Source organism: Candidatus Blochmannia festinatus (nom. nud.) (assembly GCF_059936355.1).
Genome location: NZ_CP012116.1, coordinates 287,676 through 311,552, shown reverse-complemented (window position 1 = coordinate 311,552; position 23,877 = coordinate 287,676). Strand labels below are relative to the sequence as shown.

The window sequence follows — 23,877 nt, the reverse complement described above, 5'->3', positions numbered from 1 at the left end:
TTAAATTTCCTTACGACGAGCACACATCATTGATGCCTCACATGCCGTTTTCTCATTCACTGTTGCTACTCCTTTAAACCGAGCAATTCCACATCTTTCTTTAATGAATTCAACATTTAATATCATCTGATCACCGGGTTGCACTGGTTTTTTAAAACGAGCTTCGTCTATAGCTGCAAAATAATATAATTCTCCAGGTTTTAATTTTCCTGTACTCTTAAATGCTAAAATTCCTGTAGCTTGAGCCATAGCTTCTAAAATTAAAACTCCTGGAAAAATAGGTTTTCCTGGAAAATGACCTTGAAAAAAAGGCTCATTAAATGAAACATTTTTTAATGCTTTTAAAAACTTTCCTTTTTTAAAATTAATCACTCGATCTATTAATAAAAATGGAAAACGATGCGGTAAAAGCTTTAAGATCTCTTCTATAGATAATACGCTGCTAGTATTAGTGACCAAAATTTTTATTCCTAATTGAAAATAAAATTTATTAATAGAATTAATCCAACTGAACTAAGAACAGAAAGAAAATAAATTATCCCTATCATTTTATAACAATGAGAATAATTTATTCTCCTTTCTATCTGTTTTATACGTTTATTTATTTTAATAATACCCATAACTAACGTAGTAGTTCTTCTCCAAATAAAATTAGGTTGAGCAGGAATTCCAGAAGAATATATTCCAGGCTGTAAAATAGATCTCATTACCATACTCATTCCAGTGACTACTGCATTATCACAAATACTAATATGACCATTAATTACACTTGCTCCTCCAATCATACAGTGATTTCCAATAACTACACTACCAGCAACAATTACTCCTCCTGCTATAGCTGTATATTCACCAACAACAACATTATGAGCAATTTGACATTGATTATCAATAATTACTCCGTTTTTAATATGAGTATCATCTAATGCTCCTCGATCAATAGTAGTACATGCCCCAATTTCTACATAATTTTCAATTTTAACTCGTCCTAATTGAGGAATTTTTATCCATGTCCCATTTCTTTTAATATATCCAAATCCATCAGATCCAACAATTGATCCAGATTGTATTATGCAATATTTTCCAATTTCTACTTTACAATGTACGATAACATTAGGATATAAACAAGTACCAGTACCAATTTTAACATTTTTTCCTATAAAACAACCAGATCCAATTTTTACCTCATTTTCTAATGTAGCTCCAGATTGTATAATTACATTATTTCCAATTTCTATGTCTTTACCTAATATAGTATGAGTATCTATAATTGCGCTGCATGAAATATTAGAACATAATTTATCAGAATAATGAGTATTTAAAATTTTAGCTATCTTAATATAAGTTAAAATAGGATCTCGAACCACCAGTGCAGAAATTGAATGACAAAACTTTAAATTCTCCTCAGATACAATAACGGCAGATGCAGAACAAAAACTTAATTGATCTCGATAACGTAAATCTTTCAAAAAAGTAATGTGTCCTGACTGTGCTTTTGCTATAGATGATACTTGGGTAATATAAACATCTCCATTTCCATGCAGTTTAGCTCCTACCTTTTGAGCTAACTCAAATAGCCGTATTTTACTGAAAGACATCCAATATATTACCTACTTAACCAACTTGTTTAATAACAGAATTAGTAATATCTTTAATACTAGAACTAAAATATACTACTGAACTAGTGTCAATAACTATATCATAACTTTCTTTTTTAGCTATATTTTTAACTACATTAAAAATCACATCAAGAATTTTATCTCTTTCTTCTGTTTGTCTAGAATGATTATCTTGTTGAAATACTTTAGCTTTATTAGAAAAAAGTTCTCTTTGAGCTATTAAAGATTTTTCTAATGTATTGCGATCATTTTCTTTCATTGTAGCCCCATCTCTTTGTAATGTTTGCATTTTAATCTGCAAATCATGTTCCATCATCTCTAATTCTGAAGCGCGATCTTTGAACTCATATTCTAATTTTTTAATGCTTTCTGCACGTTGAGAAGATTGCTGAAATATATGAGCAATATTAACTACTGCTATTTTATTTGCAGCACTGACATAATTAATTTGAATTAACCAAATAATTATTCCTAATATATACATATGATTTTTCACTATAAACCTCTCAGTTACATTAATATAATTAAACATTTTTATATTACATTTGTCATTTTATTAAAATTAAATTTTAATTAAACTTACCAAGTTTTCCCAATAGTAAATTGAAAAAGTTCTTCTATATCTCCTGGATATTTTTGAATTAATTTTGAATAAGAAAAAACTATAGGACCACCAATTGGAGATAACCATTTCAAAGACAATCCACTAGATATTCGTATATGACCAAAAATACCATAATCTAAAATACCAGCAGATTTAGTATCCTTTGTATTTTTCCAATATGTATCCCATACTGTTCCAGCATCTAAAAACAAAGCAATCCGAGCTGTATTAAAATATTGAGTATTATTTATCCATGATATTGGAGTAATTAATTCATTTTTTATAAATACTACTGCATTCCCTCCCACAGTATCTTTAGAATTTTTTATTGAATGCTTAGAGCAACTTGTATTAAAATTATCACACTGATAATATGCGGCTTTAGGTCCAATGCTATTTAATCGAAATCCACGTATGGTACTTATTCCTCCTATATAAAAATTATCATAAAAAGGGCTCTCTGACTTTTGTTTGTATAAATTTCCAGAATAACCAGAACATATGGTGCTCATTACTATCCAATTTGTATTATTATTTAATGGATAATAATAGCTACTATTTATCATTATTTTATAATACTTATTATCAGATCCGGGAAGTGTTAATTTAAACGTAAAATTTACACTAGAACCACATTCAGGAAAATATGTGTCATTTAAATTATTAAACGATTGTCCTAAAACTATTAAAAAATCATTAGCATAAAAATTAATATTATTAACACTAAAATCAGAAAATTTGCTATCAATAATCTCAGGATTTATACCCATAGAATTCAAATAACGCCATATTGCTACTTGAGGTACTATCTTAGTTAAATGGTTTGATATGTAATTTAATCCTATACTACAAAAATTATTTACATCCAATGGATATAAATAGTCAACATTAACTCCATAACTTTTCATTTTATAATTAGAGAAATTTGTTTTATCAGAAAAAAAATTATTATAAAATATTTTTCCAGAAATATTATCTCGTTTAATTTTAAAATACCTTTTCAACGTTGATATATCAATATAGCTTTGATAATAATTTTTTATTGCTGTCACAGATACAGAATTTCCAGTACCCAAAAAATTATCTTGATGAATTCCAGATTGAATATTTAAACCGCTTTCTGTTCCTAATCCGACACTAACATTTAGATTGCCAGTATTACGTTCTTCAATTCTATAAATTAAATTAATTTGATCAAATACATTAGGTACCGGCTCAATATCTACATCTACTTTTTTAAAACAACCAAGATTTCTTAATTGTTCTTTATCTTTTAACACACAAATGTAATCTATAGGAAATAGTTCTTCTTGTTGAATTTCTCTTCTGATAATCGAATCTTTAGTTAAATTATTTCCTTCACAACGCACTTCTCGAACATAAAAACGGTTTCCTACATTTATATATAAATGTAATTTAATAGTTTTATTTTTCTCATTAAAATCTTGTTCCATTAATACATCAGGTTGAATATATCCATATTTTCCAAGAATATATTTTATATTATACTTTATTTCTTCAATTTTATTATTACTATACAATTCTCCATCTGAAACTTGTAAGTATTTTTTTATATTTGGAATATGATTTAACACATTTCCATGTAATACTAAAGAATCAAAAAAATACTTAGATCCTTCAAAAATATGTAAATCAACTTCAACTTTCTTTTTATCTGTTGTTAAATTAATATTAATATCATTGATATAAAATTTCGCATAACCATGATTTAAATAAAAAATACGCAATTTTTCTAAACCATAAAAAATTTTTTGTTTTTCATATTGATTATTTTTATATAAAAAATTGTTCTGCCAACTTTTTTGACATAATTGACTTTGTTGAATCAATTTTTTTTGAGAAAAAAATTGATTTCCAAAAATATTAATGTTACTAATTTTAGCGGTTTTTCCTTCAAACAATCTTACTTTTATATCTATACAATTTTTAGGTAAAATTACAGAATCAATGTTAACTGTAGCATTAAATTTACCAATGCTATGCAACATGTCTTTCAATTCTTTAGTTATCTCAAAAATAGAATAATTATTTAATGGTTCTCCAACTTTAATTTTCTTGGTTTCTAAAACACTTTGTATCATATCTGTTTTAATTGCGTTATTTCCATTAATAATAATCTCATTAATAATAGGGTTTTCTTTAACTATTATTGTAATAATTCCATAATTATTATTAGATATAGAAACTTCCTCAAAATATCCGGTGGAAAACAATATTTTTATAGTATTGGCTATATCATTATCTTTAATAATATTACCAACTTTAAATGGAAGTTTATGTAATACCACATCTGGAGAAACATGATTAAATCCAATAAAACAAATTTTATTTACAATAAAATTAGCACTATACGTTATATCACTTACAAATAACAAAAATGCTATAATCACTTTTTTCATAATATTATTATCGTATACTAAATATGTTTATTGTGTGCTTACATATTACTAAACAATATCATTATATAAAGCTATTATAGTAACAAATATTAATATCATTACACTAATGATATAACTAATATTTTGTATTAATTTAGATAATGGAGCACCTTTTATTTTTTCAACTAATAATAGACATAACTGCCCTCCATCTAATACTGGGAAAGGAAATAAATTAATAATACCTAAATTAATACTAATCACAGCTAGAAACATTAAATAATAACAAAACCCAGAACACATTGATCGTAATGCCTCTTGAGCTATTGCAACTGGACCATGCAAATTAGTTATTTTAATTTTTCCAGAAATCAATTGAAACAACGAATTAACTGTAAAAACAGTTAATTTTATAGTCTTATTCCAAGCCTGAAAAATCGCATCATATAATCCATATTTCTTAATTTCTAAATGTTGAGCATTTAAAATAGAATTGCTTTTTAAAAAGAAATAAGTGTTATTTTTAACAACACCACTAGAATTAATTAAATTTTTATCACCCAATATTGCATATAGATATAATAAGTGCTTATTTCGTTCTATGACTACCTGAAATGTTTGTTCTGAATTATTTTTTATAGTTTGAGTGAATAAACCCCAATTATATATTGGTTGTTTATTAACCAGTAAAATTTTATCATCAATTTTCAATAAATTTTGTTTATTAACACAATACAACTCTGAATCTGAATCAATTTCAGTCATATATAAAATATCAGGAAAAATACCTAATGTTATTAATGGATCATGAGAATCTCTAATAATAGGTCGATCAATCCAATTGACAGGTAAATGCACAGTATATGTTTTAAGAGAGTCATTTTCATTATTTAATTGTACAGTAATTAAAATTTTTTCTTTATTTATGTTATTTAAAATCTCAAAACGTGTAGATTCCCAATCAGAAACTTTAATATCATTTATATATTTAATTTCTGATTGCACCGGTATTCCAGATTGATCAATAATAGAATGAGGTAAAATATAATTAATTATAGGTTTACACGTAGATAAACCTATAACATATACTAATGTAAATAATAATATAGCAAACATAAAATTAAAAACAGGACCTGCAACTACTATAATACTACGTTTCCAAATATGTTTAGAGCAAAATGAATCATTTTTAATAACGATATTTTCTGTAATATAATCACGAGATTTTTTAGGAACTGGATCAGAAGTTGTGTCAAATAATTTTATATAACCTCCTAACGGAATTGCAGAAATAACATATTTAGTGCCATTCGCACATGTCCAATTCCACAAAACCGGACCAAATCCAATAGAAAATCGCTCTACTCTTACCTTAAAAAATCGTGCTGCTAAAAAATGCCCATATTCATGTATTGTAATTAATATACCTATTGTAATAATAAACGCTATTGAATTCCATAAACAATGCAATAAAATTACCATATTTATTCTATCTCTTATTTTGAAATAATATTAATATGTGTTAATAATAAAAAAAAAGTAGTAAAAATAGGAATAGCAGCAAGTAAACTATCTATTCGATCTAAAAATCCTCCATGACCTGGTATTAAATTACTTACGTCTTTCATTCCAGACAATCGTTTAAACATACTTTCGACTAAATCACCTATTATAGAAAACAAAATAGTACTTATAAAACAAATCAATATTATATAAAAACTATAATCGGTACTTACTATAATATATTGACGACTAAGTATCCAAGCTATTCCTGTTGAAATTAATACACCTCCAATGCATCCTTCCCAAGTTTTTTGTGGAGATACATATGGCGATAATTTATATCTTCCTACCATACGTCCGATAAGATATGCAGTAGAATCATTAATCCAAACTAATACTAGGACATAGAATAACCATAATTTTCCATTTATATTATGATTAAAAAAATTAAATCCATATAATATCAATACTCCTAAAAAAAAAGGAAAAATCATAAACATTCCAAATAAAAAACGCAATACATTAAATTTATCCCAACAAATAGAAAAATAAGGATAAAGTATTACTAAAATTAACATAAAAATCCACCATAGCATAATCAAGCTAAAGAAACCAAATAAAGTACACCAAAAATTATTAAGGTATGAATAATTTGATGTAACCAAGATCATAACAATATATAATAAGATACACATGATCCCCATCCATCCATAATATATTTTTAAAGAAAAATTCATTAAATTTCCCCATTCCCATGAGCCAATTAAACATATAATAAATAACAATAATGAAAACTGTGTTGTAGATGCAAAAAACAATGCAAAAATAACAACAGGAATTAATACAAGAATACTAATTATACGATGATATAACATAGCATATACTCCTTACAGTATATGTTATTTTTTAAAAATACCTTTTTATATATTAGAATTACATAACAGTACTATCTCCAAAACGCCTCTCTCGTTTCATAAAAGCATGTAATGCATCTTTAAAAACTACATCATTAAAATCGGGCCATAATATATCTGTAAAAAATAACTCAGCATATGCTATTTGCCATAACAAAAAATTACTAATACGATGTTCACCTCCAGTTCTAATGACTAAATCTACTGGAACCATATCGTTCATACAAATATATTGACGTAATAAATTTTCATTAATATGGCATGGATTTAAAATTCCTTTCTGCACTTGTATAGCAAGTTTTTTTACTCCTTGAATAATATCCCATCTTCCTCCATAATTCACAGCGATATTTAAATTTAAACCATTATTATTAGCGGTTAATTGTTCAGCATTGAATATACTATTTCGTAGTTCCTTATTAAATCGATTAATATCTCCAATAATTTTTAATTTAATATTATGTTTATGAAGATTATATATTTCACTATCTAACGCATATGCAAATAATTGCATTAAAGAATCTATTTCTGAATTAGGACGTTTCCAATTTTCACTACTAAAAGCATATAATGTGAGCGCATCAAAATGATAATGAATAGAAAAACGTACAGCTCGACGAGCAGCATAAAATCCTGCTTGATGACCAACAATACGCAATCTTCCCCTAATTCTAGCCCATCGACCATTACCGTCCATTATAATAGCAACATGTCTCGGTAATAAATTATAAGAAAAATATCGTAAACTATTTTTATATTGATGTGAAATACACATTTATGTATTTACAAATTAAATATGTTAATTATACAAATATATTTAATTAAAAATGATTATGTTGCCATATGACATTAAATTCTTTTATGATAAAAATTAATAATAGTTCTTTTATATCTTTCATAATAATTCAAAAAATTCAACTCATATTAAAATTTAATATAACAAATATACTTTATATCAAATAAAATATTACATATCATGCATTATATATTGCATCGTTGTTTTTTTTGCTAATTGATTGATATTTAAAATATCATCTATATTGTTAGGTGTATCTAGATTTAATGTATTTAATATATGATCAATAATTTTAGGTATATCAGTAAAAGAAATCATTTTACACAAAAATGATTCTACAGCTACTTCATTTGCTGCATTTAAAATAATTATTGAAGACTGACTGTTATTACTTATACTTGCATCTATTGCTAATTTTAGACAAGGATAATTTGAACTATCCAATTCATTACAATATAATTTACTATAAAAACATGTATTATAATCATAATTAATTTTTTTTGAAGATATATTATCTAAAGAAATTCTATTAGGGTAAGCCATAGCATACGCAATCGGGATTTTCATATCAGGAATAGATAAATGAGCTAAAATACTTCCATCAATATAATGCACCATAGAATGAATAACAGATTGAGGATGTAGCAAAATTTTTATTTCGTTAGGAGCAGCATTAAACAAGTACCGAGCTTCTATGTATTCTAATCCTTTATTCATCATAGTTGCAGAATCCACTGAAATTTTTCGACCCATCGTCCAATTCGGATGAACACAAGCCTGTTCTGGAGTTATCGTAGATAATTTTTCCATAGGTATTCCTAAAAATGCACCTCCAGATGCTGTTAAAATAATACGATAAATACCATATTCAGATAAAGAAGATAATCGACCTAAATTTTTTTGACAAATTTCCGGTAAATTCTGAAAAACTGCATTATGCTCGCTATCTATAGGTAAAATTTTAGCATTATATTTATGCACTTCTTCCATAAATAATTTACCACCGACAACTAATGTTTCTTTATTTGCTAATAAAATTTTTTTTCCAGCTTTTACAGCAGAAAAAGTAGGCCGCAATCCTGCTATCCCTACTATAGCAGACATCACCATATCTATATCATCAAGCTCTGCTAACGCACACGCACTTTTCATTCCAGATAATACTTTAATATTATTTTTCCCAAATCCGAGTAAATTACTTTTTAATTTTTTAGCTGCATCTTCACATATCATACATGCATATTCAGGAGATAACATTAAACACTGTTTTGTCATAATAGTAACATTATTTTTGGCTACTAAAGCTCGAGCAGAAAATTTATCTGTATGTTTTTGAATCACAGAAATAGTTTTTTGACCAATAGATCCAGTACTACCTAAAATTGTTAAATATTTCATATATATTGATAAAATTTGTTAATTATAAATAAATAAAATATTGTTACATAAACAATTATTTTGTTCGTAAAAATAAAAAATTTATATTTAAAACTTCATTAACTCTAATTCTTTTTCTTTTAAAATTAAATTAATTTCTTTGATCCAAAAATTAGTTAATTCTTGAACTTCATTATGAAAACAACGTTCATTATCTTCATTAATTTCCTTATTTTTAAGAAAATTTTTTATATTATCATTGGCAACACGACGTATATTTCTAATAGATATTTTACTCTTTTCTGCTTCAATGCGAAGCATTTTTATTAAAGTTCGACGCCTTTCTTCAGTTAATGCAGGTAGTGTTATTCGAATAGTATTACCATGAGAAATAGGTGTACATCCTAAATTTGAAGATAAGATAGCTTTTTCTATTATTTTAATCATATTAACATCAAAAACATTAATAGCTAATGTTCTAGATTGTTCTACTACAGCATTTGTTAATTGAGATAAAGGTACAACTGATCCGTAATATTCAATTGTAATAAAATTTAGCATACTTGGAGAAACACGACCTACATGAATTTTATTTATATTTATTTTGAAGTTGTCAATACATCTTTTCATTGGAATTTTTAAATCTTCCTGAATTTTAAAAATTTTACTCATTACTTTATACCTCATTATGTATATGATAATCAAAAATAAATAAATTATTTAAAAACACTGAATAATAATACATATGTATTATTATTCAGTAATTAAAGTCCCCTCTTTATATCCCATTAGTATTCTTTTTAAAGCACCTATTTTATTTATATTAAATACATGTATTGGAAGATTATGATCCCTAGCTAAAGTAAATGCTGTTAAATCCATAATTTTTAACTCACGCTTCAATACATCTTTGTAACTCAATTGCTTATATAGTATAGCATCATTAGGATATTGCTCAGGATCATCAGAAAACACACCATCAACTTTAGTAGCTTTAAATATTGCATCTGCTCCAATTTCAATTCCTCGTAAACAAGCAGCAGAATCAGTTGTAAAAAATGGATTTCCAGTACCTGCTCCAAAAATTACTACCCTATTACTAGATAACAAATCAATTGCTTTCATCCAATTATAATGATCACATACTCCTTGTAATGGAATAGCTGACATTAATTGAGAATCTACATACACTCCATTCAAAGCATTATGTATAGCTAATCCATTTATGATAGTAGACAACATTCCAATATGATCACTAATAACTTTGTTTATACCAGATTTAACTAAATTAATACCCCTAAAAAAATTTCCACCACCTATTACAATTCCTATTTGAACTCCTATATTTATTAATTCTTTAATTTCTGAAGCCATACGATTTAATATAATGAAATCTATTCCAAATTTTTTAGTTCCTTGCAAAGCCTCTCCGCTTATTTTAATCATAATACGTCGATACACTGGACTCATATGACTGATCATTAAATATATTCCTTGTAAAAAATACTAGAAGTATAATAATTAATTAAAAATTAACTATTATATCCTATTTCTAATCGGATGAAATTTTTAATTTTAATGTATTTCTCATCCAATATATTTTCAACTATTTTATTAGTATCCATAATAAAATTTTGTTTCATTAATACAATTTCACCTATAAATTTATTTACACGCCCTGTAACAATTTTTTCTAAAATTTTTTGTGATTTAACAGATTCTCTTGCTAAATCCATTTGAATATTATATTCTTTCAGTATAACCTTTTCAGGAACATCATCAATATAAATATATTTAGGATTATTAGCCGCAATATGCATAGCAATGTGTTTTGCAAAAATTTTATTTATTTCTTTTTCAAATAGAATATCTACTATGACTCCGATTTTCGCATTATGTACATAAGCACTTAAAAAATCACCTGTTAATACGATAAATTTGTTAATTTTAATATTTTCACCAACACTATTCATTAAAATAGAATGTTGATCTTTAAGTCTAGTTCGTAACAAATTAATATCTGTAATTGATTCATCTAATGCAGTATTAATAATAGTATTAACAAATTCTTGAAACAAATTATTTCGAGCTACAAAATCAGTTTCACAATTTACCTCAACCATTAATCCTGTTTTATTATTAGATGCAATTTTCACTGCAATTAATCCTGATACAGTTAATCGATTTGATTTAACGATATCAGTTTTAAATCCAGATTTTCTCAAATTATCAATAGCTAATTCAATATTTCCATTTGATTTTATTAATGCTTGCTTGCATTTCATAATGCTAACATTAGTACGTCTACGTAATTCTTTAATAAGGTCATTATTTATAATGTTCATTTTTTTCCTTGGGTTATATTGCTGAATATATAAAATATTATAATATACTTATAATTAGTATATAATTTTAGACTAATTCCTTATTAAGATTATCTGGATATATGACATTAGATATGATATTTAGATATAAATTAATAGCTCGAGTAGCATCATCATTTCCTGGAATAATAAAATCTACTCTATCCGGATTAGAATTGGTATCAACTATTGAAAAAACTGGAATTTTCAAACTATTTGCTTCTTTTATAGCAATATGTTCGTGAGTTGCTCCTACTGTAAAAATTGCATCTGGTAATCCTCCCATATTCTTAATCCCCCCTAAACTATTTTCTAAACTACTTAATTCATGATTTAGAATTAAAACTTCCTTTTTAGTTAATTTTTTAAAAGTACCATCTTGAGATTGATTTTCCAAATCTTTTAATCGTTTTATCGATTGACGTACAGTTTTCCAATTAGTTAACATACCTCCAAGCCAACGATGATTTACAAAAAATTGTCCACAAATTAATGCAGTACTTTTTATCGATTCTCGAGCAGCACGTTTAGTTCCTACAAATAAAATCTTACCTTTTGATGCTGCAATTTTTTTTAACTCAATTAAAGCGTTATTAAACATTATTATAGTTTTATCTAAATCAATAATATGTACTTTATTTTGTACCCCAAAAATAAAAGGTTTCATTTTCGGATTCCAATAACGAGTCTGATGACCAAAATGCACCCCTGCCTGTAGCATTTCATATATAGAAAGTTTTTCTATCATATATTTATCCTATTTAATTTAATTTTAATATTTATTAAATGAATTACTTTATATTTTCATTTTTAAATAAATGAAAATATACTATACTACGTTATGACTTGTTATAACTATATTGAATTTTAAATTTTACAAAAATTATAAACTTTAAAAAAATAAAAATTTCTAATAAGATAGACAATATACATTGATTTTAATAAAATCAATGTATATTATTAAACCAATAATAATGCATTAATTTTTATTAATTATAATTATTATTTTGTACATATAATATATTATATATAATGTATGAAAACACATAAACACAAGTTGTATTATAAATATTAATTAATAATTTAATTACATATACTTATGAACATTTCTATTAAGACACCACAAGATATAGAAAAAATGAGAATAGCTGGTCGTTTAGCAGCAGAGGTACTAGAAATGATTAAGCCATATATTTCTCCTGGAATTAGTACAGAAAAAATTAATAATATTTGCCATAATTACATCACCAAAGTACAAAAAGCTATTGCTGCACCTCTTGGCTATAATGGATTTCCAAAGTCCATTTGTACATCAATCAATGATGTAGTTTGTCATGGTATTCCTAGTTGTTCTCAAATACTTAAAGATGGAGATATCATTAACATAGACATAACTGTTATTAAGCAAGGATTTCATGCAGATACTTCAAAAATGTTCACAGTAGGTAATTCAACCCAATTAAGTAATTGTCTATGTCAAGTTACTCAAGAAAGTCTATATGCAGCAATCGGGATAATTAAACCAGGAATTAGATTAAAAAAAATTGGCCAAATCATTCAAAAAACTGTTGATAAAAAAAATTTTTCTATAGTTAAAGAGTATTGTGGGCATGGAATTGGTAAATTATTTCATGAACCTCCTCATGTTCTTAATTATGATGCTGATGATGAAGGTATAATATTAAAATCAGGAATGGTATTTACCATTGAACCTATGGTAAATACAGGAAAACGTTATGTGTATACTGAGGATGATGGATGGACTGTCAGAACGCAAGATGGTAGTTTATCTGCACAGTATGAACATACCGTTCTTATTACCAACACTGGATGTGAAGTTTTAACAAAAAGAACTAACGAAACTCTTCCATATTAAAACTCTATCATTCATTTTAAATAATACAGATAAGATATAATTTTTAGATTATGAACGAAAAAAACATACACTCCTTAAAAGAAATTATCGAAAATGCTTTTACACAAAAAGAATACATATCAAAGCACAATGTAGATCCTATCTTGCGTCATGCTATACATAACACAATTGATAATTTAGATAAAGGAATTTTTCGTATTTCTGAAAAAATTAACAACAAATGGATTACTTATCAATGGCTGAAAAAAGCAATAGTTTTATTTTTTAAAATTACAGATAATAAATTAATGACATGGGGTAACGCAAAATTTTTTGACAAATGCCCAACAAAATTCGAAAAATGGAGTGAAAACAAATTCAATGAGAAGAAAATAAGAATAGTTCCACCTGCTACTGTACGATATGGGGCATATATATCTAATAATACAGTGATTATGCCTTCTTATGTTAATATTGGAGCATACATTGATACAGGAGCAATGATTGATACTTGGGCTACTATAGGATCTTGTGCACAAATAGGAAAATATACCCATATATCAGGAGGAGCAGGAATAGGAGGGGTATTAGAACCAATTCAATCTAACCCCACCATCATTGAAGACAATTGTTTCATTGGAGCTAGATCTGAAATAGTAGAAGGAATTGTAGTAAAAGAAGGTTCTGTGATTTCTATGGGAGTTTTTATTGGACAAAGCACTAAAATATATGATCGAGATACTAAAAAAATACATTATGGATATATTCCAGCTGGTTCAGTTGTGATTTCTGGCAGTATCCCAGATTCAAATAATAAAATTAATACGTATTGCGCAGTAATAATAAAAAAAGTAGATTCCAAAACTAAAAATAAAACTAAAATTAATGATTTGTTACGTGAACCATAACATAATTAACGAAACATTTTTCCATAAAGTCAACGAACATTAACTGTATTCAGTTTATATATCTTAATTATAGTGTTGTTAACAGCTGCATAATTTTATGCAAGATTTAAACGTATTGCATTTACCTTTAAATGGAATTAGATTGATTGAAGCATCGGCTGGAACTGGTAAAACATATAATTTAATAATTATTTACCTTAGATTATTATTAAATTTACATAATACTCAGTCAAATTATACAATTCCACTGACAGTCAAAGAAATTCTTGTTGTAACTTTTAGTAAAAGTGCAACATATGATTTAAGAGAGCGTATAAAAAAAAGTATTCAACAATTTCGATGGGATTGTATTAATAAATATAGTAATGATTATATTTTTTCAAAATTATTACTACAAATACATAATATAGACCTTGCCATTCATTTATTATATATGGCAGAAAAAGAAATACATCAAGCATCAATCTTTACTATTCATGGATTTTGCCAAAAAATATTAACGGAAAACACCATAGAATTAAATATTCCATTTAATACATCTATTGTGGAAAATGAATCTATATTATATCGTCAAATATGTTTCGATTTTTGGAGACGTCATTTTTATGAATTACCACTTAATATAACTAGTTTTATTCAAGAATTTTGGAATAATCCAGAAGAATTATTACAAGATGTATATCCATATATAATATATAATAAAAACTTTAAAATTCAGTATTCTAAATGTTTCACCCAACCAAATAAACATATTTCTATATATTATAATCAAATACTTATTTATATTAATAATATAAAGACGCAATGGTCAAGAACACAAAATAAAATAATTAGTACCATTAACAATAGTAATTATATTAATAAAAAAATATATAACGAAAAAAATTTAATAACATGGATAAAAATAATTGAACAATGGATCAGACAACCAACACATAATCATATAACACCCCATATTTTAAAACGTTTCAGGTCATCTATATTTAATATAAATACAAATTCCAAAAATTTTAGCGTTTTTTATTTATTCAATTCAATAGAGCAATTATATCAAACACTATCATCATTCAAATTTTTAATATTAAATACAGTGATAAATGATATTCACAACAATTTACATATGGGCATTACCTCAAAATCTCAAATAACTTTTGATGGTATTATTACAATTTTGCTAAATAACGGTATTGAAAATAAACATAAAAAATTAACTAAAAAAATACTAAAATACTATCCAGTTACAATAATAGATGAATTTCAAGATACTGATTTCAACCAATATAAAATATTTTATGCATTGTATTCTAATAAATCTAAAAAAAATGGTTTAATCTTAATAGGAGATCCCAAACAAGCAATTTATAGTTTTCGAGGAGCTGATGTATCTACATATATGAAAATACGTCGAAGTTTGTCTTATAAATATAATTTAAATATTAATTGGCGTTCATCTCCTGGCATGATTAACGCTGTCAATACACTATTTCAATCTACCACTAATAACTATCCTTTTATATTTAAAGATATTCCGTTTATTGAATCAAAATTTGCTTATAAAAATAGTATGCATCAACTCATAATAAATAATAAACCTCAATCATCTATGTGTTTCTGGTTATACATAAATAAATGTGTTACTAAAAACGATTATAAAACTATCATGGCAAAAGAATGTGCTATAACTTTAAACAAATTTATATATCATATAAAAAATAAATCAATTTGGTTAAAAACTAATAGTTCTAAAAAATCACTTCAAATATCAGATATTACTATTTTAGTACGCGATTATTTAGAAGCTACTTTAATTAGATTAGAATTATTAAAAATTAATATATCTACCATATTTTTATCTACTCGAAAAAGTATTTTTGAAACGATAGAATCTTATGAATTATTATTATTATTAAGAGCTATTTTGTTTCCAAAACAAGAAACCATTTATCCTGCTCTTACAACAATTTTTTTTGGATTAAATTCATTACATATAAATAATATTTACAATAATGTATTAAAATGGGATCAAATAATTGATGAATTTTCTAAATATTATTCTATTTGGAAAAATAATAATATATTATCTATGATTCAAAAAATAATTTTGGATTATAAAATTCCTGAAAAATTACTATCCACATCATCAGGAAAGTATAATCTAATCAATATTTTACACTTAGGAGAATTATTAAATAATGTTTCAAAACAATTTAATACTGAATACGAATTAATAATGTGGTTGGAATCAAAAATAAACCAACCTCCAAACCAATATGAAAAAGAATTCACTAATTATATGATACGATCTAATACAGATGATCACAATTGTATAAAAATCAGTACGATACACAAATCTAAAGGATTAGAATTCCCATTAACATTACTACCATTTGCAGCAAACTTTAATCTTAATAAAAAAACAACTTTTACTACTCAATTAGAAGAATACCAATTAAATCTGAAAAATAACCATCATCTATTAAAATATACCACAAATTTACTAGATACAGATCGTTTATCAGAAGATCTAAGATTATTATATGTAGCCGTAACACGTAGTATTTATCATTGTTCTATAGGTATAGCTCCTTTAATTTATAAATACAATAAAAATACATTCAATAAACCTACAGATTTACATCGAAGTGCTTTAGGATATTTAATTCAAAACAATACACCTGATACTGCAAAGTCATTACAAGAATACTTACAAAAACTTAGTGTTCGATCTAATCGAAATATTTCTTTTCGTATAATTTCTAAAAACACAACTCAAAAGAATACATTTAACACAACAATACAATCTACTACAAAACCTCAATTTAATTTATTTTCTAAAATATGGAAACCTTCATCAACACAAATTTACAATAATTCGTGGCAAATCACAAGTTACAGTCATTTAAAATCTATTAACAATAACTCTACCAATATTAACTATTCTACATTATTGCATTTAAATCCTCAGGAATTATATGAAGTTAATTTACATTCTAATTTTACAGAAAAAAAAAATACTCAATTAAATTTGCTAACAGTTCATACCTTTCCTAAAGGGAAAATATATGGAATTTTTTTTCATGATCTTCTAAAAGTTTTAATTTTTAAAAAAACCATAGACACACAATGGCTTCACATGCAAATGGCAAGATATAATATTCATTCAAATTGGCGATCGCTAATCCAGAAATGGATTTACACCATTATAAATACTCCAATTAATCAGCAAAATTTAACTCTTTCAAAAATTCGTGCTTTAAATAAAAAAACTGAAATGAAATTTAATTTATCTATTAATAATTATCTAACATCTCAAAAATTAAATTCTTTATGTCAACACTATGATCAATTATCTTGTCGATCTCCTGTAATCAATTTTCCAGATATTACTGGAATGTTAAAAGGATTTATTGATTTAGTGTTTTATTGGAACAATAAATATTACTTATTGGATTATAAAACCAATTGGTTAGGAACAAATAATTCTTGCTACAATCGCGCTTCTATAGAATTAGCTATCATTAAATATCGTTACGAATTACAATATCAATTTTATACTATAGCCATACATAGATTTTTAAAACATAAAATAATCTTGTATGATTATGAACAACATTTTGGAGGGATTTATTATTTATTCATAAGAGGAATGGATGGTATATCACACAAGAATGGTATTTTTTTTCACCGTCCATCCTGGAAATTCATACAAAAACTAAATACCCTTATTTCTTAAATTGTGAAATTTATTTATTATAACAATATTTCAAACAATTAAATAAATAAATTTACAAAATTATTGCACATAATAATTTTAAACTATAAAAATCAAAATAGATTACACAAAAATTTTGTATATTATTGATATTTAAAATTTAAATTAACTAAAAATTATATTTTAAAAACATTACTACATAATATTATTTAATTTCTTATAAAAACATAAACCAACTATATAGAATATGAAAAAAAAATTATTTACATATAAATTAAACACAAATTTATGCAATAATGCTTTAGATCTGCAATTTGCTAAAACACTAGTTGAATCGGTATTTGATTCTAAAAATTACCAAAGTTATAATAACAATATTAAGAATATAAAAAAAACAATATTAATGTTATCTAGTGCGTATTTAAGTACACATGTTAGACTAGGGCATACTTGTTTACCTATACATATACTTGCTTCTAATAAATTACATCAACACTATCATGCATTGTTAGACTTCAAAACTTTACAAAAAATAAAAAAATTATCAATAGATGATTGGCAAGAAATTTTATTATCTTTATCTGCAGTAGGAAATGGGACATATACCTCTCCTTTAGTATTAGATAATAATTATTTATATTTATATCGAATGTGGCAAGATGAATGCACGATAGCTAATTTTTTTAACAACTCTTATAACGATTTTAATCAACATTTTCCTACTAAAATAATATATATTATACAACAATTATTTCCTGAAACTTCTTATGATCAACAACAAATCAATTGGCATAAAATAGCTACCGCCCTTAGTTTTATAAATTCTAGAATATTAATTTCTGGAGGTCCTGGTACTGGAAAAACATCAACTATAGCTACAATAATTACAGCACTATTATTATATGATAATAACTTACGTATAAAAATGATTGCTCCAACAGGAAAAGCAGCAAACATTTTAACCTTTTCTTGTTATAATAAATTAAATAATTTTAATCAATTAAATAACATTTATACACATATATTAAAATTAAAAGCTACTACTTTACACAATTTAATTAACAATGCTTCTGCTCAACAAAAAGAAAATCAATATAATTATTGTAATACTTTAGATGTAGATTACATAATTATTGACGAATCTTCTATGCTAAGTTCATTTATGTTATCTCAATTAATTGAAATTTTACCTACACACGCAAAAGTTATTTTTTCAGGAGATCATCATCAGTTATATTCAATAGAACCTGGATCTGTTTTTAAAGACATATGTCAATTTTCTAATACTCAATATTCTGACAAACTTCAAAAAAAACTCATAGAATTTATTCAATGTTCTTCTGATATCTTCACTGCTAATCATTCTAATAGTACACAATACTCTTATAGTAATAATATTTCTGACGGAATATGCATTCTAAATAAAAATTATAGATTCGATAAAAATTCTGGGATAGGACAAGTAGCAGCTGCTGTAAACCTAGGTGATTATGAACAAACATTATCTATACTTAATTCAAAAAAATATACTGATTTATCTTACATACATCTTAAAAATGAAAAAGATTATATTAATATGATCATAAATTGTTCCAAAGAATATCATCATTATTTAAACAGTATACAATTTAAAAAAACATCTATAATAAACATCTTGAAAATATTTGATAAATACAGAATATTATGTGCATTTAGGCATGGACTGTTTGGGTCAATAAAATTAAATTATTATATTGAACAAGTTCTTTATCAAAACAAATTGATAACACAAAATAATTCAGGTAATTATATAGGAAAACCTATAATTATTCTACGTAACGAACCATTACTAGAATTATGCAATGGAGATACTGGAATTTTATTACCTGACATTCGTCAAGATCGTTTATCTGCTTATTTTCTTCTACCAAACAATCAAATTAAAATAATACAAACTAATCAATTACCAGATTATGAAACATGTTTTGCAATTACTATACATAAATCTCAAGGATCTTCATTTAAAAAAATTGCTATCATATTACCTAATATACACACAGCAATCTTAACAAAAGAACTACTTTATACTGCTATTACTAGAGCTCAACAACAACTTATTTTATATGCAACAAATGATGTATTAATACATACCATTAATTCTATTACCCAACGTTACAGTGGATTACTTGATAGAATAAAAAATAATACTTATTCATTTTCTAATTTACCTTAAAACTTCATTTAAAAATCATTTTTTATAAATATTAAAAATTTTAATTAAATTCATTACATCCCAAATATTCTATATTTCATAACATTTAAAAAATAATATTTTGCATTATCAGTAATTATTTGTATATGTTTTTCCTTTAAGTCAAATGGAATAAGTTTTCTTAAATAAAAATCGTGACTTTCGCCAATACCATCATAAAAAGATTTATTAATAATATTATTACCCTGCCATACCTGTATCAATTTTTGTCTAGCTTTCTTTTGAGTAATCTGATTTGAATAAATAATTTTGTCATTCCAATTAAACATGCAGTTCATCCAAGTACCTCCAGATTTATATAATAATATCAAAGGAATATTAATTCCTGAGCAATAACCTGTAACTAAAGGAAATAATAACTCTTTTGCTTGTATTCTATTAAAATAAGGAAAATGCCATATGCTATTAATACCAAACAATCTACTATCTCCATTTCCTCCTGAAGCGCAATATACTAAATGTTCCAACCACATTAAAAAACAATCCTGCATAGAAAGTTTAGAAGATTTCCAACGTATCAATCCATTTATTGGAACTGAACTTAACTTACCAGTCAAAATAACATTTTGAAATTCTAAAAAAATATTTAAATCAAGCACTGTATTAGAGTTAGGTAAATAATATTTTTTAATTTGATCTGCTAAAATACTCATTTGTTCCACTTGCTTTATCCAATATACTCTGCTAAATGCTTCACGAGGAAACATACCAGATGCATAAATTTCATCATATAATACATTAATATCTTTTTTATATATTAAATAATTAAGTAACTTTGTATTAATTTTAAACCTACATAATGCATTTACAGAAAAAACTTCATCATTAAATAATTTATTATACTTATATTGATAAAAATATACATGTAAACGTTTTTGAAACCACATACGCACTGGATGTTTATAAAAATTAAATAAATCATTAAATAACACTGTAGATATACTAATATATGGTAATGAACTAATAAAATCAAAATCAGTTAATAACATGTCTGAATTTTCATCAACATTAGCAGCACATATCCATTCATTAGCAAAACTAGGCGTTTTAGAATTTAAAGTAAAATTAACAAAACTAAATGGCATTTGACTATAAGTATAAAATAAATGCTTTTGTATATATTTAATATTATTTTGCACATTTAAATTTTGATTTTCTATTAAACAAAAATTTTGAGCAATATATTCTATAAGCTCACTAATTAGTATTGATGAATGATTACTAATATTTACTCCATTGATAAATTGATTTATAAAACTAAAATATATTCGAATTTTAGGTAATAAAAATAATAATAAAAATATGTAATAATCATTTTCCTGTCGTATATTATCATCTCCACATCTTATTTCTTTTCGCATTAAATTAAAATCATACAAAAATGTATATCTAGGATATACATCAACATTCATACCTATAAGACATAAAATTTTACAAGGAATAAAACATATGGGAGTAATATTACAAAAGTTTATAACATTTGGCAAAAATTGAGAATTCATTCTTTGTTTTTCTAATTTATGGATCAATTTATCTCTTAATATGCTAATATAAACAGTATTAGAATATCCCAATTTTATACCTACGTCTAAAATGTTAATCCAATGAGTTTTTAATACAAATAAAGCTTTATTATCTTTTACATCTAATTCATTAATACAAAAAAAATCATCAATAATTTCTTGAAAATTCAATAACCAATGTTTTAATGTATAAGAATAATTTAAACGATTCCTCCATTTTTTTAATGTTTCTAAAAATTTTACTAATCCTGTAATAATATTTATACATTCTTTATGTACATAATCATATGGAAAAATATTTTCCCATAATCCACTACTATTCTTACTTTTTATTGCATAACCCAACAATATTCTTTTTAATCCAAAGTACCAAGTATTCTGATCAGTAATTGGCATATTCAAATTTTTAATAGTACTTTCATCTAAACCCCATCTAATTCCAGATTCTTTTACCCATAAACGTAATATATTTATTTCTTCATCATTAATATTAAATTTAGAAGCAATAGATGATACTGATAAAAGTGATAAAATCTCTTCAGCAGTAAAACGACTATTTGATAAGTCTAATATACTTAAAATACTAGATATAATTGGATGAATACTATCATTAATATTACTAGAAATAGAAAATGGTAATTTTCTGTTAAATACGTTATTAAAAACAGTTTTAATTTCTGAAATATAATTATTAATGTTAGGTGCCATTACTACTATATCACCGGGTAATAAATTTGGATCATTAGATAACATTAATAATAAATTATCATGTAAAACCTCTATTTCTCGTTGAACGTTGTAACATTTATGAAAAGTAATAGATTGATCTGATGGATTTAAGATACACTTTTGAAGGATTGTTTTTTCCATTAAATCAGAAGATAACTCTTCTATATTATCTAAATGTTTATTTTGAAATTTTAAAATATCTCTTTGTAAAACATGCAATATAGAATTTGTTTGAGGATATCTAAAAGCCTTAATTTCAAACAATGGCTGAAATTGAGATAATAAAGATAACGTATCTTTACCAATTTTCCCCCAAGAATTCAATAAATGGTATTTAAACTGTCTATAAATATTATTGTTATCAAATCGATTATCGTCATAAATGATATTATTCTTCACAAACTTAGATATATCGCAATATTGTTTTTGATTCCAATTATTTTCACATGGACTAATAATCCATAAATAAATATCAATTCGATTACTCAATAATTTTAATATTCTCCAATATATCAATGGAATAGAAGTAATACCATAAATAAAAATTCTATTAGGCAATTTATTCCAATTGATATTATTAAAATTTTTCTCCAAAAATAACATACAATGATACACAGAATTAAATTTTTGTAATTTTTGCTGCATATCATTTAAAAATATACGCCATACCTCTGATTGCCAAATTTGATGCCCTCCATCATCTAAATTATCTATCAATTTTTTAGATTTCCATATATCTAACCAATCCGGTCTATATATTAAATATTCTGAAAATAAATCAACTAATTGTTCAGAAAGTTGACTAAGTTTTTTTTGATGAAAATCAAAACTTAAATATTTTTGAATAATAGAACATTGTGTATTCAAATATAATTTGGGTAAAATTTCCATGAATTTCCAATACATAGAATCATCACAAAAATTGCTGATGATCACACTACTTTTAATAGATAATATATCTACAGAAATTTTCTGTATAAAAGCTTGCATATTAATAAATTTTATATTTGCTGAAACCCCAAAATTACTTGTCAATTCTTTTTCTATCCATCGTGCTGTAATTTTATGCTCTATTAATATAATTTCGGGATTTAAAGGATTTGATAACTGATAGTGTGAGATTATATCAGTTACAAATTTCATAAATAACTCTATACAATTAGAATGATAAACTGTAAACATAATTTCAGGACAAATAAAAAACTAAAAATATTTATAAAACACATTCTTTTATATAAAAAAATATATTTCTATTGATTTACGAATCATAAATACAAACATACTCTGATTATCATTTAATCAAACATATAATTATAATATTAAAAGA

General features: G+C 25.0%; 17 protein-coding genes. 4 read left to right on the top strand and 13 right to left on the bottom strand.

Going from position 1 to position 23,877, the window contains the following annotated elements; translation table 11 throughout:
• From fabZ to rpsB, 12 genes are all read right to left on the bottom strand, one after another.
• The gene (gene fabZ, locus Bfest607_RS01430; RefSeq protein ID WP_500838531.1) at positions 1 to 459 is read right to left on the bottom strand and encodes a 3-hydroxyacyl-ACP dehydratase FabZ; all 459 of its coding nucleotides are present in this window, start codon (positions 457 to 459) and stop codon (positions 1 to 3) included.
• Between the two features lie 11 nt (positions 460 to 470).
• Complete coding sequence (lpxD, locus tag Bfest607_RS01425; protein WP_500838530.1) at positions 471 to 1,595, bottom strand: UDP-3-O-(3-hydroxymyristoyl)glucosamine N-acyltransferase; 1,125 nt, start codon at positions 1,593 to 1,595, stop codon at positions 471 to 473.
• A 16-nt stretch (positions 1,596 to 1,611) separates the two neighbouring features.
• A complete protein-coding gene (locus tag Bfest607_RS01420) occupies positions 1,612 to 2,112 on the bottom strand; it encodes an OmpH family outer membrane protein (RefSeq protein ID WP_500838529.1) in 501 nt (166 codons plus the stop codon).
• An 83-nt stretch (positions 2,113 to 2,195) separates the two neighbouring features.
• On the bottom strand, positions 2,196 to 4,640 hold the full coding sequence (bamA, locus tag Bfest607_RS01415) for an outer membrane protein assembly factor BamA (RefSeq protein WP_500838528.1): 2,445 nt from the start codon (positions 4,638 to 4,640) through the stop codon (positions 2,196 to 2,198).
• 48 nt (positions 4,641 to 4,688) lie between these two features.
• Complete coding sequence (rseP, locus tag Bfest607_RS01410; RefSeq protein ID WP_500838527.1) at positions 4,689 to 6,101, bottom strand: RIP metalloprotease RseP; 1,413 nt, start codon at positions 6,099 to 6,101, stop codon at positions 4,689 to 4,691.
• 14 nt (positions 6,102 to 6,115) lie between these two features.
• Positions 6,116 to 6,997 carry a phosphatidate cytidylyltransferase gene (locus Bfest607_RS01405; protein ID WP_500838526.1) on the bottom strand — a complete coding sequence of 294 codons (882 nt, stop codon included), beginning with the start codon at positions 6,995 to 6,997 and terminating at the stop codon, positions 6,116 to 6,118.
• Between the two features lie 58 nt (positions 6,998 to 7,055).
• On the bottom strand, positions 7,056 to 7,811 hold the full coding sequence (uppS, locus tag Bfest607_RS01400) for a polyprenyl diphosphate synthase (RefSeq protein ID WP_500838525.1): 756 nt from the start codon (positions 7,809 to 7,811) through the stop codon (positions 7,056 to 7,058).
• A gap of 192 nt (positions 7,812 to 8,003) precedes the next feature.
• Positions 8,004 to 9,230, bottom strand: coding sequence for a 1-deoxy-D-xylulose-5-phosphate reductoisomerase (gene ispC / locus Bfest607_RS01395; RefSeq protein ID WP_500838524.1), 1,227 nt, complete (start codon positions 9,228 to 9,230; stop codon positions 8,004 to 8,006).
• Between the two features lie 87 nt (positions 9,231 to 9,317).
• A complete protein-coding gene (frr, locus tag Bfest607_RS01390; RefSeq protein ID WP_500838523.1) occupies positions 9,318 to 9,881 on the bottom strand; it encodes a ribosome recycling factor in 564 nt (187 codons plus the stop codon).
• 81 nt (positions 9,882 to 9,962) lie between these two features.
• Positions 9,963 to 10,691, bottom strand: a complete 729-nt coding sequence (gene pyrH, locus Bfest607_RS01385) for a UMP kinase (RefSeq protein ID WP_500838522.1) — start codon at positions 10,689 to 10,691, stop codon at positions 9,963 to 9,965.
• A 50-nt stretch (positions 10,692 to 10,741) separates the two neighbouring features.
• Entirely contained in the window at positions 10,742 to 11,554 is an 813-nt protein-coding gene (gene tsf, locus Bfest607_RS01380; protein WP_500838521.1) for a translation elongation factor Ts, read from the bottom strand.
• A gap of 67 nt (positions 11,555 to 11,621) precedes the next feature.
• Positions 11,622 to 12,320: a 30S ribosomal protein S2 gene (gene rpsB / locus Bfest607_RS01375; protein WP_500838520.1), complete on the bottom strand. Its 699-nt coding sequence runs from the start codon at positions 12,318 to 12,320 to the stop codon at positions 11,622 to 11,624.
• A 351-nt stretch (positions 12,321 to 12,671) separates the two neighbouring features.
• Between rpsB and map the strand changes: the two genes are divergently transcribed.
• The 4 genes from map to recD all read left to right on the top strand — a co-directional run bounded on the left by map (position 12,672) and on the right by recD (position 20,259).
• Positions 12,672 to 13,448: a type I methionyl aminopeptidase gene (gene map, locus Bfest607_RS01370; protein WP_500838519.1), complete on the top strand. Its 777-nt coding sequence runs from the start codon at positions 12,672 to 12,674 to the stop codon at positions 13,446 to 13,448.
• 65 nt (positions 13,449 to 13,513) lie between these two features.
• Positions 13,514 to 14,335 carry a 2,3,4,5-tetrahydropyridine-2,6-dicarboxylate N-succinyltransferase gene (gene dapD / locus Bfest607_RS01365; RefSeq protein ID WP_500838582.1) on the top strand — a complete coding sequence of 274 codons (822 nt, stop codon included), beginning with the start codon at positions 13,514 to 13,516 and terminating at the stop codon, positions 14,333 to 14,335.
• 97 nt (positions 14,336 to 14,432) lie between these two features.
• Positions 14,433 to 18,068 carry an exodeoxyribonuclease V subunit beta gene (gene recB, locus Bfest607_RS01360; RefSeq protein WP_500838518.1) on the top strand — a complete coding sequence of 1,212 codons (3,636 nt, stop codon included), beginning with the start codon at positions 14,433 to 14,435 and terminating at the stop codon, positions 18,066 to 18,068.
• A 226-nt stretch (positions 18,069 to 18,294) separates the two neighbouring features.
• Complete coding sequence (gene recD, locus Bfest607_RS01355) at positions 18,295 to 20,259, top strand: exodeoxyribonuclease V subunit alpha (RefSeq protein WP_500838517.1); 1,965 nt, start codon at positions 18,295 to 18,297, stop codon at positions 20,257 to 20,259.
• 53 nt (positions 20,260 to 20,312) lie between these two features.
• Here recD and recC read toward each other — a convergent pair whose 3' ends face one another.
• Positions 20,313 to 23,732, bottom strand: a complete 3,420-nt coding sequence (gene recC, locus Bfest607_RS01350) for an exodeoxyribonuclease V subunit gamma (RefSeq protein WP_500838516.1) — start codon at positions 23,730 to 23,732, stop codon at positions 20,313 to 20,315.
• Positions 23,733 to 23,877: the final 145 nt, after the last annotated feature.

Bases quoted from the DNA above. Each gene is read 5' to 3' on its own strand.
- lpxD (WP_500838530.1), bottom strand. From the start codon at position 1,595: ATGTCTTTCAGTAAAATACGGCTATTTGAGTTAGCTCAAAAGGTAGGA.
- bamA (WP_500838528.1), bottom strand. From the start codon at position 4,640: ATGAAAAAAGTGATTATAGCATTTTTGTTATTTGTAAGTGATATAACG.
- rseP (WP_500838527.1), bottom strand. From the start codon at position 6,101: ATGGTAATTTTATTGCATTGTTTATGGAATTCAATAGCGTTTATTATT.
- Bfest607_RS01405 (WP_500838526.1), bottom strand. From the start codon at position 6,997: ATGTTATATCATCGTATAATTAGTATTCTTGTATTAATTCCTGTTGTT.
- uppS (WP_500838525.1), bottom strand. From the start codon at position 7,811: ATGTGTATTTCACATCAATATAAAAATAGTTTACGATATTTTTCTTAT.
- ispC (WP_500838524.1), bottom strand. From the start codon at position 9,230: ATGAAATATTTAACAATTTTAGGTAGTACTGGATCTATTGGTCAAAAA.
- frr (WP_500838523.1), bottom strand. From the start codon at position 9,881: ATGAGTAAAATTTTTAAAATTCAGGAAGATTTAAAAATTCCAATGAAA.
- pyrH (WP_500838522.1), bottom strand. From the start codon at position 10,691: ATGATCAGTCATATGAGTCCAGTGTATCGACGTATTATGATTAAAATA.
- tsf (WP_500838521.1), bottom strand. From the start codon at position 11,554: ATGAACATTATAAATAATGACCTTATTAAAGAATTACGTAGACGTACT.
- rpsB (WP_500838520.1), bottom strand. From the start codon at position 12,320: ATGATAGAAAAACTTTCTATATATGAAATGCTACAGGCAGGGGTGCAT.
- map (WP_500838519.1), top strand. From the start codon at position 12,672: ATGAACATTTCTATTAAGACACCACAAGATATAGAAAAAATGAGAATA.
- recB (WP_500838518.1), top strand. From the start codon at position 14,433: ATGCAAGATTTAAACGTATTGCATTTACCTTTAAATGGAATTAGATTG.
- recD (WP_500838517.1), top strand. From the start codon at position 18,295: ATGAAAAAAAAATTATTTACATATAAATTAAACACAAATTTATGCAAT.
- recC (WP_500838516.1), bottom strand. From the start codon at position 23,732: ATGTTTACAGTTTATCATTCTAATTGTATAGAGTTATTTATGAAATTT.